Origin of the sequence: Phenylobacterium terrae (assembly GCF_042681205.1) — a bacterium.
Taxonomy (GTDB): Bacteria; Pseudomonadota; Alphaproteobacteria; order Caulobacterales; family Caulobacteraceae; genus Phenylobacterium; species Phenylobacterium terrae.
Genome location: NZ_JBHUEY010000001.1, coordinates 949109 through 965308, shown reverse-complemented (window position 1 = coordinate 965308; position 16200 = coordinate 949109). Strand labels below are relative to the sequence as shown.

Below are 16200 nucleotides of genomic sequence, written 5' to 3'. Positions count from 1 at the left end.
CACCACGATTGTTTGACAGGGTGCTTGTCACGGCGAAGGTGGGGGCGCAACCGGACAAGACACGCATGGACCTCGCCAAGCCCCAGGTCGACATCGGCCTCTCCACCAACGACCTCGAACCAATGCTGCGGTTCTGGCAGGAGGAGGTGCGGGTCCCGTTCGACCATCTGCTGAAGATCCGCCGCGGCCAGGACCAGCACCGGCACGACGTGCTGGGCACGGTGCTGAAGATCAACCACCACGCCGAGCCGCTGCCGGACGCCCCGCCCAGCGGCTACCGCGAGCTGATCATCGCCCGGCGCGGCGTCGCCTCGCCCCAGCCGATGGCCGATCCGGAGGGCAACCGGGTGCGGCTCGTCCCGCCGGGGACGGAGGGCGTCACCCAGATCGGGGTGCGGGTCGCCGTGCGCGACCTGGCCGCCCACCGCCGCTTCTACGGCGAGGCGCTGGGCCTGCCGGAGGAGCCGTCGGCCACCGGCGCGGCCTTTCGCGCCGGCGAGAGCCTGATCCTGCTGGAGGAGAGCCCGGACGCCCCTTCGGACGCCGGCATGCGCGGCCGCGGCTGGCGCTACATCACCTTCCAGGTGTTCAAGGTCGACGAGGTCCACGCCGCGGTGCTGGCCAAGGGCGGGCGCGAGGCCATGGCCCCGACCACGCTGGGGACCACCGCGCGCATCTCGATGGTGCGCGACCCGGACGGCAACTGGATCGAGCTGTCACAACGCGCCTCGATCGTGGGCGCCCTCGACTGACCAAGGGAGGACGACGAGCATGACGACGCGCGCACTGGTGCTGGGCGGCGGCGGCCCGGTGGGGATCGCCTGGGAATGCGGCCTGATCGCCGGCCTCGACGCGGCGGGCGTGAAGCTGGCCGAGGCCGACTTCATCATGGGCACCTCCGCCGGCTCCTTCGTCGGGGCGCGGCTGGCCATGGGCGTGGAGCCGAAGACGCTGGCCGGCGCCATCCTCGCCGAGGCCGAGCGGGCGCGCCCCGCGGCGCCGGCGAACGGCGCCTCAGCGTCCGAGCGGCCGGCGGACACCAGCGCCCTGATGCAGATGCTCTCGGGCGAGGGCATGGCGGGCCTCTCGCCCCAGGAGACGATGCAGCGCATCGGCGCCTTCGCCCTGGGCGCGAAGACCATGGACGAGGACGCCTTCATCGCCACCTTCGGCAAGAGCTTTTCGACCCTGCCGCCGGACGCCTGGCCCGAGCGGGGCTTCGCCTGCACGGCGGTCGACGCCGAGAGCGGCGAGTTCCGGCTGTGGACCGGGGAGGCGGGCGTGGGCGTGACCCGCGCCGTCGCCTCCAGCTGCTCGGTGCCGGGCGTCTATCCGCCGGTGACCATCGAAGGCCGCCGCTACATCGACGGCGGCATGCGGTCTGGGACCAACGCCGACCTCGCCAAGGGCTACGACAAGGTGCTGATCGTCGCCCTGCGCATCGGCGGGACCGGCCCCGCCGCCGAGCGCGCCGCCCAGCGCCTCGCCTCCGAGGTGGAGGCGCTGAAGAGCGCCGGCGCGGCCGTGGAGGTGATCACCCCCGACGAGGCCAGCCAGGCCGCCTTCGGCCCCAACCTCATGGACTTCCGCCGCCGCCCCGACGCCGCCCGCGCCGGCCTGGCCCAGGGCGAGTGCGAGGCGGAACGGGTCGGCGGGTTCTGGGGCTAGGTCGCCGAGCCGGACCTCCTCTCCCCCGACGCGAAGCGCGAGGGGAGAGGATTGAGGAGAGGGGCGACGCAGGCGCTGCAGCCGCACCGGATAGTTGGGCGAGGTTCCGGGGCGGTGGGCCCTTGGGCGGCCGCCTCGCAATCCGAGAGGCCGCTCCACCCCTCTCCCGGCCTCTCCCCTCGGGCTTCGCCTCGGGGGAGAGGAGGGAGTGGCGTCAGGCCTTCACGACCTTGTCCGACAGCTCCGCCGGCAGCTTCGCGGTCGCGTTACGGGTGTCGACCACAAGGGGGACGGTCTGGACCAGTTCGGCGTAGTCCACCGCGTCGTGGTCGGTGCAGATGACGGCGCAGTCGTAGGCGGCCAGCGCCTCGCGGCTCCAGGCGATGCTGGACATCCCCGCCACCTCCGGGTGCTCGGGCATGTCGAGGGCGTGGGGGATGAAGGGGTCGTGGTAGTCGACCTCGGCGCCGCGGCCGCGCAGCCGCTCGATGATCTCCAGCGAGGGGCTCTCGCGCATGTCGTCGACGTTCTTCTTGTAGGCCAGGCCGACGACCAGCACGCGGGCGCCGCGCACCGCCTTGCCGAGCCGGCTCGACAGCGCCTCGGAGACCTGCCCCACCACCCGCCTGGGCATGGCGGTGACCACGTCGCCGGCCAGCTCGATGAACCGGGTCGCCTCGCCGTGCGCCCGGGCCTTCCAGGTCAGGTAGAAGGGGTCGATGCCGATGCAGTGGCCGCCCAGGCCGGGGCCCGGATAGAAGGGCATGTAGCCGAACGGCTTGGTCTTGGCCGCGTCGACGACTTCCCAGATGTCGATGCCGAGGCTCTCGTAGACGACCTTCAGCTCGTTCACGAGGGCGATGTTGACGAGGCGGAAGACGTTCTCGGTCAGCTTCACCGCCTCGGCGGTCTTCAGGTCGCTGACCGGCACCACCTGGGTCAGCGTCGAGTAGAGGGCGATCGCCATCCGCCGCTCGGGCTCGGTGTCGGCGCCCACCACCTTGGGGATCGAGGTCGCGCCGAACTGGATGTTGCCGGGATCCTCCCGCTCGGGGCTGTAGGCCAGGGCGAAGTCGGCGCCGGACTTCAGGCCGCCGGCCTCGAGGATCGGCCGGATCAGCTCCTCGCTGGTGCCGGGATAGGTGGTGGACTCCAGTACGACGAGCTGGCCGGGACGCAGGTGGGCCGCGATGGTCCGCGCGCAGGCCTCGACGAACGACAGGTCCGGCTCGCGGTGAACGTTCAGCGGCGTCGGCACGCACATCAGAAGCGCGTCGGCCTCGGCCAGGCGGGCCGGATCGGTGGTCAGCGCCAGCCGGCCGCTATCGCGCATGGCCGCCACCCGGGCGTCGTCGATGTGGCGGATGTAGGTGCGGCCGGCCTCGATCGCGGCGATCTTCTCCGCGTCCGGGTCGAAGGCCAGCACCTTGAAGCCCTTGCCGAGGAAGGCCTCGGTCAGCGGCAGGCCCACGTAGCCCAGGCCGAGGACGCCCACGACCAGCTGGCGGGCGGCGGCCCGGCGCTCGAATTCGGCCGCCATGGCCTCGGCGGCGGCGACCGGCGTCGGCGCGTTCATGCGGCCTTTCCGTGGAAGCTGCGGACCGCGTCGATGATCTGCGACTGCACCTGCGGCTCCAGATAGGGGTGCATGGGCAGGCTGATGACCACGCCCGACTTGGCCTCGGTCACCGGCAGTCCGCCGGGCGCCTTGGGGAAGCCAGCATAGACGGCCTGCTGGTGGATGGGGATGGGGTAGTAGACGGCGGTCGGAACGTCCCGGCTCTTCAGATGGGCGGCCAGGGCGTCCCGGTCCGGCGTCTCGATGGTGTACTGAGCCCAGACCGAGCGGCCGCCTTCGATCACCGTGGGGACCTTCACCACGTCCGACAGCGCCTGGGCGTAGCGGTCGGCGACCTCGTTCCTGAGGCGGATCTCGTCCTCGAAGATCTTCAGCTTCTCCAGCAGGACCGCGGCCTGCAGGGTGTCCATCCGGCTGTTCATGCCGATGCGCAGGTTCAGGTAGCGCGGGTCGTGGGCGAACTCGCGGCCCTCCACGTCCGATTTCACCGCCTGGCCGTGCACCCGCAGCGAGACCAGGATGTCGTGCAGCCGCTCGTCCTTGGAGAGCACCGCCCCGCCGTCGCCGTAGCAGCCGAGCGGCTTGGCCGGGAAGAAGCTGGTGGTGGCCACGTCCGCCCAGTGGAGGGGGTGCTTGCCCTCCAGGGTGCAGCCGAAGCCCTGGGCGCTATCGGCGATCAGCTTCAGGCCGTGCTTCTGGGCGGTGCGGGAGATGGCCGGATAGTCCGCCGGCTGGCCGAACAGGTCGACGGCGATGATCGCCTTCGGCGTCAGCCGGCCTTCGCGCTTCACCGCCTCGATGGCGGCCTCGAGGCTCTCGGGATCGAGGTTGTAGGTGTCCGCGTCGATGTCGACGAACACGGGCTCGGCGCCCACCAGGGGCACGACCTCGGCGGTCGCCGCGAAGGTGAAGCTGGGGCAGAACACCGCGTCCCCGCGGCCGACCCCGAAGGCCATCAGCGGCAGGATGAGGGCGTCGGTGCCGTTGCCGCAGGAGAGGGCGAAGGGCGCCTCGCCGAACGCCGCCAGCTCGCGCTCGAACTGGCCGATCTCCGGGCCCATGATGTAGGCGCCCGAGCGCACCACCTTCAGGATGGCGGCTTCCAGCGGCTCGCCCAGGCGGCGGCGCTGGGCCTGCAGGTCGATGAAGGGAATGGCCATGCGCCGTCCTCAAGTCTTGAAGCGGGCGCCTTTTACGCTGCGTCGCGGGGCGTCTCCAAACACGCTTGGTGACGCGGTGTTGCCGCCCGCCGCCGGCCTGGGCCAAATGCGCGCCCGAACCGGAGGAGGGCCATGGCCGAGCGCAAGCACCGTTACGAGGTCGATGTCGTCTGGACCGGCAATACGGGCGAGGGGACGAAGACCTACCGCAGCTACAGCCGCGACCACGAGATCCGCGCCGAGGGCCGCCCGCCGATCCCCGGCACGTCGGACCCGCTATTCCGCGGCGACAAGAGGCGCTGGAACCCCGAACAGCTGCTGATCGGCGCCCTCTCGGCCTGCCACAAGCTCTGGTACCTGCACCTGGCCGCCGAGGCCGGCGTGGTGGTCCTCGCCTACGAGGATCGCGCGGAGGGACTGCTGCTGGAGAGCGACGAGGGCGGCGGGCGGTTTTCGAAGGTCGTCCTGCGCCCGGTGGTGACCATCGCGCCGGGCAGCGATCCCGAGGTCGCCCAGCGCCTGCACGGCCCCGCAGCCGAGAAGTGCTTCATCGCCTGCTCGGTGAACTTCCCCGTGGAGCACGAGGCGCGGGTGGTGGTGGTGGGTTCATGACCTCTCCCCGCGCAGCGGGGAGAGGGTAGGGTGAGGGGCGAGGCGCGGTCGGCTTGCCGGCCGCGGCGGCCCTGAGCGTAGCGAAGGGCTCGCAGGTGGTTGGGTGCGGAGACGCCCCCCTCACCCAACCCTCTCCCCCCGCCGAGCGGGGGGAGAGGTCTAGTTCTAGATCTGCCGGGTGCGGCCCGCCCAGAAGGGCTCGCGGACCTTCTTGCGCTGGATCTTGCCGGCCGGGCTGCGGGGCAGCTCGTCGACGAAGTCGAGGGTCTTGGGGATCTTGTAGCCGGCCAGGGTCTGGCGGGCGAACTGCAGGATCTCCTGCTTCAGCTCCTCGGACGGCGTGAAGCCCTCGCGCAGCTGGACCAGGGCCTTGACCTCCTCGCCCCACTCCTCGTTGGGCACGCCCACGCAGCAGACGTCGTCCACCGCCGGGTGCTTGACCAGCTCGTTGTCGATCTCCTGCGGGTAGATGTTCACCCCGCCCGAGATGATGGTCTCGGCGTCGCGGCCGGTGAGGAACAGGTAGTCGTCCTCGTCGAAGTAGCCGACGTCGCCCAGCGTGAAGAAGTCGCCGACCCGGCTCTTGGCCGTCTTCTCCGGGTCCTTGAAGTACTGGAACCCGCCGCCCGGCGGCAGCTGGTGGTAGATGGTGCCCGGCACGCCGGTCGGGCAGTCCTTGCCCTCGTCGTCCAGGATGCGGACCTGCAGCAGCTGCGGGCGCTTGCCGACGCTGCCCGGCTTCTTCAGCCACTCCTCGGCCGTGATGAAGAAGCCCGCGCCGCCTTCGGAGCCGGCGTAGTACTCGTGGATGATCGGGCCGAACCACTCGATCATCGCCTTCTTCACCTCGGGCGGGCAGGGCGCCGCGCCGTGGATGATGTATTTGACGTGGCTGACGTCGTACTTCTTCTTCACCTCGTCCGGCAGCGCCAGCAGGCGCTGGAACATGATCGGGACGAGGTGCATGTGGGTCACCTTCTTCTCCGCGATCGTCTTCAGGACGAGCTCGGAGTCCCACTTGTCGATGAACACCAGCGGCACGCCGTTGGCCATCGAGGCGCGCACGTCGAAGGCCAGCGGCGCGGCGTGGTAGGCCGGCCCGGCGCACATCTGGACGTGCTCATCGCGGTTGTAGTCGGCCCGCGTGGACGAGGCGGTCGCGGTGGGGACCACCGGGTTGGGGCGGTAGACGCCCTTCGGCCGGCCGGTGGTGCCCGAGGTGTACATCATCTGGTTGCCCAGCGAGGGGTCGGTGATGTTGCTCGGGTCGAGCGGGGCCAGGGCCTCGTCGTAATTCAGGAAGCCTTCCACGTCGCCGTCGATGGCGACCTTCAGCAGCAGCTGGGTGGATTCGTCGCCGGCGACCTTGCCGGCCGGGTAGCGGGCCTCGGCGAACAGCGCCTTCGCCTCGCAGTCGGAGACGATGTAGGAGACTTCGTCCGCCTTCAGGTGCCAGTTCACCGGGGTGATCCGGAAGCCGGCCCGCTGGCACGCCGACAGCACTTCCACGAACTCGGCCCTGTTGGAGCAGAGCAGGGCGACCGCATCGCCCGCCTTCAGCCCGGCGTTGCGCATCAGGCGCACCAGGCGGTTGGCGTTGTCGTTGACCTGCTTGAAGGTCCGCGTCCGTCCGGACGGCTCAAAGATCTGCACCTTGTCGGGCTGCACGTCGGCCCAGACGGCCTGGGTCATGCCCGTCACGGCCGCCTCGGCGAGCCGATCCGTCAAATCCGCAACGCGGTCCTGAACATCCGTCATCAAATTCCTCCCGGGCGCGCCCGCTCATTGGACTCGGCGGGGGCGTCAAAATGAATGGCGAGGGCGGCGACCATTGCGGGTCGCCCGGACCAATATGTCCGCGAAAGGCCGCCCGCACCGTCCTCTGGCCCCACTATGGCGGGGGATTGCCGCATGGGCAATTCCGCGCGCCAATTCTGACGCACGCGTCAAAACCACCGGCGGGCCCGCTATTTCGCCAGGCTCTGCTCCACCCAGTCGAGGCGCGCCTTCAGGTGATGCTCGCGCACCGCTATTCCGTCGGACCCGAACTCCAGCGACGGCCCGCGGGCGGCGTCGAACCGCGGCCAGGCCGGCCCGCCGGCGGCGTCCGGATCGCCGGCCCTGGCGAACGCGGCCCAGTAGGCGTTCATCGCCTGCGCCAGCGGCGCCTCATCGGCGGTGAGGTTCTGGGCCGGGCCGCCGAACACGTAGCGGATCTCGGCCGTGTGGCGGGCGCCCAGGGACGTGGCCCGCCGCTCGGGCGGCACGTAGGAGAAGTAGTAGAGCCAGGTCGGCGCGGCCTTGCTGTGCAGGCGGGCGAGGTTCCGGTCTGGCTCGGTGACCAGCTGGGCGGTGACCAGGTCGTTGACGATCCGGTTCTTGTCGCCCGTCCCTTGCGGATCGAAGACGGCCAGCATGGCGTCCCGTCCTTCGACGATCGCGTCCAGCTGCGGCGGCTGCGGGCGCACCAGGCTCGCCTCGTTGGAGTTGCCGCCGATGATCAGCGGGATCTTCATCTGCCGGCCGGCCGCGAAGCCCTCGGCGATCCCGCCCTGGATCAGACGTCCGTCGAGGATCGGGAAGGGGCCGTCCGGCGCGCCGATCAGCGGCCCGCTCGGGAAGGCGCTGAGCGGCAGCTTGCGCAGCGCCGCAGCGGCGGCGGCCTCGTCGCCGGTGACGCCGGCCTTGGCGGCGGCTGCGGCGCCAAGCGCCTCCATCTCGGCCAGCGGCTTGGGCTCGGTGCGGGCGAAGCCGGACTGCACGACCGCTTTGTGGAACAGCCCCTTGGCCTCGGGCGCCAGCATCAGGAACAGGATGGAGATGCCGCCCGCCGACTCGCCGAAGACGGTGACGTTGCGCGGGTCGCCGCCGAACGCGGAGATGTTGTCCTTCACCCACTTGAGGGCCTGGACCTGGTCCATCAGCCCGTAATTGCCGACCGGGCCGCCTTCCTTGGTCAGAGCCGGGTGGGCGAACCAGCCGGCGCGGCCGAGCCGGTAATTGATCGTGACGAGGACCACGTCCTTCCTGGCGAACTCGCCGCCGTCGTGCACCGCGCCGAAGCCGGCGGTGGAATCGCCGATCGCGAACGCCCCGCCGTGGATCCAGACCATCACCGGCAGCTTCGCGCCCGGCTTGGCGCCGGCCGGCCTGGTGACGTTCAGGTAGAGGCAGTCCTCCTGCCGGGCGCAGCCGACGGCCGGGGCGGCGGCGTCGCGCACCTGCGTCCAGGCCGCGGCGGGCCGCGGCGCGCGCCAGCGCAGGTCGCCCACCGGCGGGGCGGCGTAGGGCACCCCCTGGAAGCGGGCGACGCCATCCTCGATCGTCCCGCGGACCGGTCCGGACCGGGTCTTGACGACCGGCGCGGCGGACGCGGCGGCGGGCGCCTCCTGGGCCGGGGCCGTCGCCGGCGAGAGCATGAGGGCCACCGCCGCTGCGGCGGCCACAAGGCGACTGACGACCATCGAAACCTCCCCCGATTTTTCGAAGTTTCGGTCTACCAGCCTGCGGCCGCCAACGTGTGTCGCCGGCGAAAATCGGCGTTCCTTGACCCGCCCGGGCAGGACGGTGACAGTCCGGCTGTCACAAAAGGGGGCGGCCATGATCGTCGAGCGTCCGATGGCCGAGGCCGTCTACATCGTCACCGACATCGAGGCGGACGGACCGGCGCCGGGGCGTAACTCGATGCTGGCTTTCGCCTCCGTCGCCGTCACGGCGGACGGCGAGGAGAGGGGCGCGTTCGAAGCCGTGCTCGAGCCTCTGCCCGGCGCGGCGCCGGACCCCGACACCTACGCCTGGTTCCAGACCCAGCCGCAGGCCTTGGCGGCGGCCACCCGCGATCCGCGGCCGGCCGAGGCGGTGATCGCCGACTATGTGGCCTGGGTGCGCGGCTTCTCGGGCGGGCGGGTCTTCGCCGCCTATCCGCTGGCCTTCGACGGCCTCTGGCTCGACCACTACCTGCGGCGCTTCACGCGGCACGCGCTGGTGGAGGGCCACTACGCCCGCGACCGGCTGTTCGACGGCTCGGGGCTGTGCCTGAAATCCTACGCAGCGGCGATCACCGGCCGCCCGCCGTGGGACTGCGCCCCGCGCGACCTTCCGCCCGACTGGTTCGGCGGCCACAGCCACACCCACCGGGCCATCGACGACGCCCGTGGGTACGCGCATCTGCTGGGCGTGCTGATGCGGCGCGGCGCCGAACGGGGCTGGCAGGCTTCCAGCCGCCGCGATAGTTAGGTAACCTACCTAACTTCGGGGGTTGGCGGCGCCGCATGTGGCGCGGCACAATCAGGGTCGATGGGACGACGGACAATTGCGTATGAGTGATTCACGCCCCAGCCGGCGGTGTGCGGGCCATGACTGACTCTGCGGCTCCGAGCTTCGGGCAGGTGGACGTCAAGGCGATGCCGGGGGTCCTGAAGCGGATCATCCGGCTGGCCCTGCGCTATCCCGGCCGCGTCGCCCTGGCCATCGGCTGCTCGCTGGGCTCGGCGATCGCCAGCCTGACGCTGCCCAAGCTGTTCGGCCACGCGGTGGACCAGGCGACGCGCCTGCTCTCGCAGGGGCCGGCGCTCGCCGACGAGGCGCGGGACGCCCTGCTGGTCACCGCCGGACTGGTGATCCTGGCCTCCAGCGTCCGCGGCTTCCTCACCGGCTTCGGCGGCTACATCGCCGAGGTGGTCAGCCAGAAGGTCGGCTACGATCTGCGGATCGCCTTCTTCCAGCAGCTCCAGCGGCTGTCCTTCGGCTTCCACGACCGCATTCATTCCGGGGACCTGATCACCCGCGGCATGCTCGACCTGGAGGGCGCGCGCGCCTTCATCCAGGGCGGCATGATGCAGACCTTCACCCTGGTGCTGCTGCTCACCGTCGCGACGGCGATGATGTTCGCCACCGACCCGGGGATGGCGGTCGTCGGCCTGCTGTTCGTGCCGATCGCCGGCTTCGCCCTGGCGCGGATGGGTTTCCTGCTGCGGGTCACCTGGCTGAAGGTCCAGCAGCTGCAGTCGATCCTGACCTTGAAGATGGAGGAGAACCTCCAGGGGATCCGGGTGGTCCGCGCCTTCTCCGGCAAGGCGCACGAGCTGGGCAAGTTCGACGCCGCCGCCGAGGACGTCCTCAAGTACTCCTACAAGCGCATCACCCTGCGCTTCCGGGCCATCTCGGCGATGACCCTGTCGTTCTACGGCTCGATGGCGCTGCTGCTCTGGTTCGGCGGGCACAAGGTGGCGGCCGGCCAGATCTCGGTGGGCAAGCTCACCGAGTTCCTCACCTACATGACCCTGCTGCAGACCCCGATCCGGCAGATCGCCATGATCTTCGCCTCGGCGGCCCGGGCGACCTCCTCCGGGGGGCGGCTGTTCGAAGTGCTGGACCTGGAGCCCGACATCGCCGACGCGCCCGGGGCCCAGCCGCTGAACCCCGCGCGCGGGGTGCTGCGGTTCGAGCATGTGGACTTCGCCTACGACGCCGGCCGGCCGATCCTGAAGGACATCAGCTTCCAGGTCGGCCCCGGCGAGACGGTGGGCATCGTCGGCCCGCCGGGCAGCGGCAAGTCGACCATCGCCCAGCTGATCCCGCGGTTCTACGACGTGACCGGCGGCCGGATCACCATCGACGGGACCGACATCCGCGAGGTCACCCTGCCGTCGCTGCGCGAGTACGTGGGCCTGGTGCAGCAGGAGGCCTTCCTGTTCGACACCACCATCACCAACAACATCGCCTACGCCGATCCCTGGGCCAGCGAGGACCGCATCGTCGGCGCCTCGCGCACGGCGCAGCTGCACGACTACATCGCCGCCCTGCCCGGCGGCTACGAGACCCGGGTCGGCGAGCGGGGCGTGGCCCTCTCCGGCGGCCAGCGCCAGCGGATGAGCATCGCCCGCGGCGTGGTGCCCGGGCCGGGGATCATGATCTTCGACGATTCCACCGCCGCCATCGACGCGGTGACCGAGAAGAAGGTGCGGGACGGGATCAAGCAGGCCACCCGGTCGATGGCCACAGTGATCATCGCCCACCGGCTCTCCTCGCTGATGCACGCCGACGAGATCCTGGTGATCGACGAGGGGCGGGTGATCGAGCGCGGCACCCATCCCGAGCTCCTGGCCAAGGGCGGGGTCTACGCCGACCTCTACGCCCTGCAGACCCGCACCGAGCAGGGCGGCGTGATCGACGACGAGGTCGCGGTCGAAACCGTGGAGGCGGCCCGGGCATGAGCGACTTCGCCTTCGAACGCGACGGTGCGGCGGCCTCCAGCGCCCCGCGACGTCCCCGCGCCAGCCTCGGCTCGGCCGAGGCCGAGGAGATCTTCGCCTCCTTCGACCCGAAGATCCTGCGCCGGTTCTTCGCCTTCCTGAAGCCGCACAAGACCTACCTGGTCCTGGCCCAGATCGCCGTGCTGACCTCGGCGGCGACGGCCATGTCGATCCCCTACATGATCGGCCGGGCGGTGGACGCGGCCGCCAAGCGCGACCCCTCGCGGCTCGACCAGCTGCTGATGGTGTTCGCCGGCCTGGTGGTGCTGAACGCCGGCGCCTTCTTCCTCGAGCAGTGGATGAGCGCCCGGCTGGCCCAGAAGGTGATCTTCGACGTCCGGCGCGCGATGTTCAGCCACTTCCAGGACGTGTCGCTGTCGTTCATGGACAAGACCCACGTCGGCCGGATCATGGCCCGGCTGCAGGGCGACGTGAACGCGTTGCAGGAGTTCCTGGAGAGCACCACCGGCGCGCTGGGCGACCTGGTCCTGCTGGTCGGCATCGCCATCGTGCTGCTGGCCACCGACCTGCAGCTGGGCCTTTTGACCCTGACGGTGATCCCGATGCTGATCGCCGTGCGGGCGATCTGGCTGCCGTTCTCCAAGAAGACCTTCCGCCAGGCCCGCGACGCCAGCTCCTCGGCCAACTCGGCGCTGGCCGAGAACATCCAGGGCATCCGCACGGTGCAGGAAACCCGGCGCGAGGCGATGAACTTCGACCTCTACGAGGAGAAGGCGCGCGAGAACATGCAGGCCCAGGTCGGCTCGGCCAAGCTGACCCAGGTCATGGTGCCGACGGTCGACGTGCTGACCGGCTTCGCGATGGCCATCGTCATCGTGGTGGGCGGCAACGCGGTGCTGGGCGGGCGGCTCGACGTCGGCGTGATGGTCGCCTTCATCTTCTATGTGCAGCGGTTCTTCGACCCGGTCCGCATGCTGTCGATGCAGTACACCATCATGCAGCGGGCGATGGCCGCCGGGCACCGGATCTTCGAGGTGCTCGACGTGCCGGTGACCATCAAGGACAAGCCCGGCGCGGCGCCGCTCGGCCGCGACATGGAGCCGACGGTCGAGTTCCGGAACGTCACCTTCGGCTACGACCCCAAGCGGCCGGTGCTGCACGACATCTCGTTCAAGGTCCGGCCGCACGAGGTGGTGGCCCTGGTCGGCCCGACGGGCTCGGGCAAGACCTCGATCATGTCCCTGACCCACCGGTTCTACGACGTGGACAGGGGCCAGGTGCTGGTCGGCGGCCAGGACGTGCGCGACGTGGAGCTGGACAGCCTCGGCCGGGTGATCGGCATGGTGCTGCAGGAGCCGTTCCTGTTCACCGGCACGATCGAGGAGAACATCCGCTACAACACATCGGCCTCGCTGGAAGAGATCATCGAGGCGGCCAAGGCGGTCAGCGCCCACGACTTCATCATGCGCCTGCCGGAGGGCTACCAGACGAGACTCGGCCAGCGCGGCCGCAACATCAGCCTGGGCCAGCGCCAGCTGGTCAGCTTCGCCCGGGCGCTGGTGGCCGATCCCAAGATCCTGATCCTCGACGAGGCCACCGCCAACATCGACAGCTTCACCGAGCAGGCCATCCAGAAGGCGCTGAAGGTGCTGTTCGCCGGCCGCACCTGCATGGTCATCGCCCACCGGCTGGCGACCATCCGCGACGCCGACCGGATCATCGTGCTGCAGCAGGGCCGGATCATCGAGGAGGGGCCGCACGATGAACTGATGGCCCAGGACGGCCTCTACGCGAGGCTCTACCGCTCGGCCCACGCCTCCTTCGACGACGCCACGGTCGCCGCGACCGGCGACGCCGAGTTCGCGATGCGGACGTAAGGGGCCCCGCCTGCGCTACGCCTTCCGGAAAACGAACACCTCGCCCGAGGCGCCGAGCGGGACCGGGTCGCGCTCCGGCTCCAGCCCGGCCTCGATCGCGAAGGGGGTCGGGTCGCCGGCGTAGAAGGTGAGGCGTTCGGTGGAGCGCCGCTCCTCCTGGCCCCGGGCGTTCAGCAGCACGTAGTCGAGCACCTGGTCGTAGCGCCCGATGTCCGGACGGCGCCGCCGCTCGCGGATGAACAGCTGGAGCGTGCGCCCGCCGTCCACGCGGACCGACAGCACCGCATCCTTCGGCCCCTTCGGCGGCGGCTGGTCCAGCGAGGCCTCCACAGGCATGTGGAAGGCCGCCAGGGCGCCGGGCGCCAGCCGCGGCGAAAGGCCCGCGAACACGTTGCGCCAGGCAGAGCCGCGTGGCGCGTGCGAGAGGGTGAAGAAGGGGAAGATGGCCGCATCGAACGGCCCCTCGACCGCCAGCGCGGTCATGTCCCCCTGCACGAAGGTGATGCGGGCGGCCACCTGCGGGTCGGTCGCCGCCTGCTTGGCCCGGGCCTGGCGAAGCATGGTCGGGGCGAGGTCGACGCCGACCACCTGGAAACCCCTCTCCGCCAGGGCGAAGGCGATGCGGCCGGTGCCGGTCCCGACTTCCAGCAGGCGCCCGCCCGCCGGCGCGAGGCCGGCGTAGAGCTCGATATCCCCCGCAAGCGTCCCGTCGAGGGCGGTCAGCAGGTCGTAGTAGGCCGCGCTCAGGCTCTGCTCGGCATAGTAGGGACGGACCTGGACCATCGATCGTGCGTTAGGGCCTCGCGATTGCGCCAAGTCAATCCTGCGACCATGCTGTCAGGCCAAGCTTGCCGAGAGACCCACGCCGAACAAGGAGCGCCGCCGTGATCCTTAGCCGCCTCGCCCGCCTGGGCCTGCTGATCGCCCTGCCGCTGGCGCTCGCCGGCTGCGGCTACAACACCATCCCCACCAAGGAGGAGCAGGCGAGGGCCGCCTGGGCCAACGTGCAGGCTGCCTACCAGCGCCGCGCCGACCTGATCCCGAACCTCGTCGAAACGGTCCGCGGCTACGCCGCCCAGGAGCGGGCGGTGCTGACCGAGGTGACCCAGGCGCGGGCGCGGGCGACGGCGGTCAGCGTCGACGCCTCCACCCTCACCGATCCGGCGGCGATGGAACGCTACGCCGCGGCGCAGGACCAGCTCTCCGGCGTTCTCGGCCGGTTGCTGATGATCCAGGAGCGCTATCCGGACCTGAAGTCGAACCAGAACTTCATGGCCCTGCAGCACGCGATCGAGCAGGCCGAGAACCGGATCAACATCGCCCGGCGCGACTACAACGAGGCCGCTCGGGACTACAACACCTCGCTCCGCACCTTCCCGACGGTGATCTGGGCCAAGACCGCCCACGCCGGCTCCAAGCCGATGCAGCTCTTCACCGCCTCGGCGAGCGCGCAGACCGCGCCCACCGTGGACTTCGGAACCGTCGGCGCGCCGGCCGCCGGGACAGCTCAGCCGACCGCGCCCGGCGGCGGCGCGGCGCCCGTGACGCCCGGCTCGGCCCCGCCGCCGGCGGCCCAGCCCGCGCCGGCGCAATGAGCCTTGCGGGGACCGCGCGCGGCGCCGTCCTCGCCGCCCTGATCCTGCTGCTCGGCGCGGCGGCCGCCCTCGCCGCGCCGAAGTTCCCGCCGCTGACCGGCCGGGTGGTCGACCAGGCCGGCATCCTCTCGGCCCCGACCGAGGCGCAGCTGACGGCTGAACTCGCCCAGCTCGAACAGCAGACGGGACGGCAGATGGTGGTCGCCACCATTTCCGACCTCGGCGGCTATCCGATCGAGGACTATGGCTACCAGCTCGGCCGCGCCTGGGGGATCGGCCAGAAGGGCGAGGACGACGGCGTCCTCTTCATCGTCGCGCCAGACGACCGGCAGGTGCGCTTCGAGGTCGGCTACGGCCTGGAGCCGGTGTTCACCGACACCCTGGCCTTCCTGATCCTGCAGGAGCGCGTGCTGCCCAGGTTCAAGGCCGGCGAAATGGAGGAGGGCGTCGTCGCGGGGACCCAGGCGGCCATCGCCCAGCTCAGCCTGCCGGAGGGCGAGGCCAAGGCCCGGGTCGCGGCGGCGGCGCAGGCCCGTGCGGCGGAGACCGACGACGGCGGCGGCGTCCCGGTGTTCCTGTTCATCCTCTTCATCTTCTTCGTGCTCAGCATGCTCGGCGGCGGGCGCCGCCGGCGGCGGGGGCTGTGGTGGCTGTGGCCGATCATCTTCTCCGGCGGCGGCCGGGGCGGCGGCTGGAGCAGCGGCGGCGGAGGCTGGAGCAGCGGCGGCGGCGGCTTCTCCGGCGGCGGCGGATCGTTCGGCGGCGGCGGCGCTTCGGGCAGGTGGTGAGATGCTGACCGATCAGGAGCGGGCGGACATCGCCGCCGCCATCGCCGCGGCCGAGCAGCGCACCAGCGGCGAGATCTACTGCGTGCTGGCCGCCCAGTCCTCCGACTACCGCGAGACCCCGCTGGCCTGGGCCGCCGGGGCCGCCCTGCTGGCTCCCGCCCTCCTGCTGCTGGCCGGGGTCGAGGTCGCGGCCCCAGCCGCGGTCACCGGCTGGACCGCCGCCCAGGCCGGCGCGGCCGCCGAGACGGCGGTGCGGGGCGCGCTGATCGGCGCGGTCCTGTTGCAGGCCCTGTTGTTCGCGGCCGTCGGCCTGCTGGTCGCCTGGCGTCCGGTGCGGCTGTTCCTCACCACGCCCGGACTGAAGGCCGAGCGGGTGCGCCAGCGGGCGCAGGAGCTGTTCCTTTCCAAGGGCGTGCACGAGACCGCCGGGCGGACCGGCGTCCTGATCTACGTCTCGCTCGCCGAGCACCGCGTGGAGCTGGTCGCCGACGAGGCGGTCGACGGGGTGGTGGACCCCGGCGCCTGGGACGCCGTGGTCGCCGACCTCGTCAAGGAACTGCGCCTTCGCCGCACCGCCAAGGGCCTGATCGACGCCGCGGCCCGCTGCGGGGAGATCCTGGCGGCCCGCTTCCCGCCGGGACCGCAGAACCCGAACGAGCTGCCGAACGCAGTGGTCGAGCTGCCCTGACTCCTTCCCCCCCTTCAG

General features: G+C 71.1%; 14 protein-coding genes. 9 read left to right on the top strand and 5 right to left on the bottom strand.

The window, feature by feature from the left end; genetic code table 11:
* The first annotated feature begins 65 nt into the window (after positions 1-65).
* Entirely contained in the window at positions 66-752 is a 687-nt protein-coding gene (locus ACFSC0_RS04805) for a VOC family protein (RefSeq protein ID WP_377282378.1), read from the top strand.
* Between the two features lie 19 nt (positions 753-771).
* On the top strand, positions 772-1668 hold the full coding sequence (locus ACFSC0_RS04800; protein ID WP_377282377.1) for a patatin-like phospholipase family protein: 897 nt from the start codon (positions 772-774) through the stop codon (positions 1666-1668).
* A 214-nt stretch (positions 1669-1882) separates the two neighbouring features.
* Here ACFSC0_RS04800 and ACFSC0_RS04795 read toward each other — a convergent pair whose 3' ends face one another.
* Both ACFSC0_RS04795 and ACFSC0_RS04790 read right to left on the bottom strand, forming a co-directional pair.
* Positions 1883-3244 (bottom strand): nucleotide sugar dehydrogenase, encoded by a 1362-nt coding sequence (locus ACFSC0_RS04795; RefSeq protein ID WP_377282376.1) that lies wholly within the window; start codon positions 3242-3244, stop codon positions 1883-1885.
* Positions 3241-4407 carry a DegT/DnrJ/EryC1/StrS family aminotransferase gene (locus ACFSC0_RS04790; protein ID WP_377282375.1) on the bottom strand — a complete coding sequence of 389 codons (1167 nt, stop codon included), beginning with the start codon at positions 4405-4407 and terminating at the stop codon, positions 3241-3243. Before ACFSC0_RS04790 ends, ACFSC0_RS04795 begins: the two co-directional genes overlap by 4 nt.
* A gap of 132 nt (positions 4408-4539) precedes the next feature.
* On the opposite strand from ACFSC0_RS04790, the gene ACFSC0_RS04785 reads away from it, so the two are divergent.
* Positions 4540-5019 carry an OsmC family protein gene (locus tag ACFSC0_RS04785; RefSeq protein WP_377282374.1) on the top strand — a complete coding sequence of 160 codons (480 nt, stop codon included), beginning with the start codon at positions 4540-4542 and terminating at the stop codon, positions 5017-5019.
* A gap of 165 nt (positions 5020-5184) precedes the next feature.
* On the opposite strand, the gene ACFSC0_RS04780 is transcribed toward ACFSC0_RS04785, so the two are convergent.
* On the bottom strand, positions 5185-6777 hold the full coding sequence (locus ACFSC0_RS04780; RefSeq protein ID WP_377282373.1) for an AMP-binding protein: 1593 nt from the start codon (positions 6775-6777) through the stop codon (positions 5185-5187).
* A gap of 209 nt (positions 6778-6986) precedes the next feature.
* Positions 6987-8483 carry a carboxylesterase/lipase family protein gene (locus ACFSC0_RS04775; protein WP_377282372.1) on the bottom strand — a complete coding sequence of 499 codons (1497 nt, stop codon included), beginning with the start codon at positions 8481-8483 and terminating at the stop codon, positions 6987-6989.
* 136 nt (positions 8484-8619) lie between these two features.
* Here ACFSC0_RS04775 and ACFSC0_RS04770 point away from each other — a divergent pair, with 136 nt between their 5' ends.
* From ACFSC0_RS04770 to ACFSC0_RS04760, 3 genes are all read left to right on the top strand, one after another.
* The gene (locus ACFSC0_RS04770; protein WP_377282371.1) at positions 8620-9255 is read left to right on the top strand and encodes a 3'-5' exonuclease family protein; all 636 of its coding nucleotides are present in this window, start codon (positions 8620-8622) and stop codon (positions 9253-9255) included.
* Positions 9256-9374: 119 nt separating this feature from the next.
* Positions 9375-11234, top strand: a complete 1860-nt coding sequence (locus ACFSC0_RS04765) for an ABC transporter ATP-binding protein (protein ID WP_377282370.1) — start codon at positions 9375-9377, stop codon at positions 11232-11234.
* The gene (locus tag ACFSC0_RS04760; protein WP_377282369.1) at positions 11231-13111 is read left to right on the top strand and encodes an ABC transporter ATP-binding protein; all 1881 of its coding nucleotides are present in this window, start codon (positions 11231-11233) and stop codon (positions 13109-13111) included. The genes ACFSC0_RS04765 and ACFSC0_RS04760 overlap by 4 nt, the downstream gene beginning before the upstream one ends.
* Before the next feature lie 15 nt (positions 13112-13126).
* Here ACFSC0_RS04760 and ACFSC0_RS04755 read toward each other — a convergent pair whose 3' ends face one another.
* Positions 13127-13894, bottom strand: coding sequence for a class I SAM-dependent methyltransferase (locus ACFSC0_RS04755; protein WP_377282368.1), 768 nt, complete (start codon positions 13892-13894; stop codon positions 13127-13129).
* Positions 13895-13995: 101 nt separating this feature from the next.
* On the opposite strand from ACFSC0_RS04755, the gene ACFSC0_RS04750 reads away from it, so the two are divergent.
* The 3 genes from ACFSC0_RS04750 to ACFSC0_RS04740 are packed head-to-tail and all read left to right on the top strand — an operon-like array spanning position 13996 to position 16182.
* On the top strand, positions 13996-14706 hold the full coding sequence (locus tag ACFSC0_RS04750) for a LemA family protein (protein ID WP_377355090.1): 711 nt from the start codon (positions 13996-13998) through the stop codon (positions 14704-14706).
* The gene (locus ACFSC0_RS04745; RefSeq protein WP_377355089.1) at positions 14703-15494 is read left to right on the top strand and encodes a TPM domain-containing protein; all 792 of its coding nucleotides are present in this window, start codon (positions 14703-14705) and stop codon (positions 15492-15494) included. The genes ACFSC0_RS04750 and ACFSC0_RS04745 overlap by 4 nt, the downstream gene beginning before the upstream one ends.
* A 1-nt stretch (position 15495) precedes the next feature.
* Positions 15496-16182: a TPM domain-containing protein gene (locus ACFSC0_RS04740; RefSeq protein ID WP_377282365.1), complete on the top strand. Its 687-nt coding sequence runs from the start codon at positions 15496-15498 to the stop codon at positions 16180-16182.
* Positions 16183-16200 lie beyond the last annotated feature (18 nt).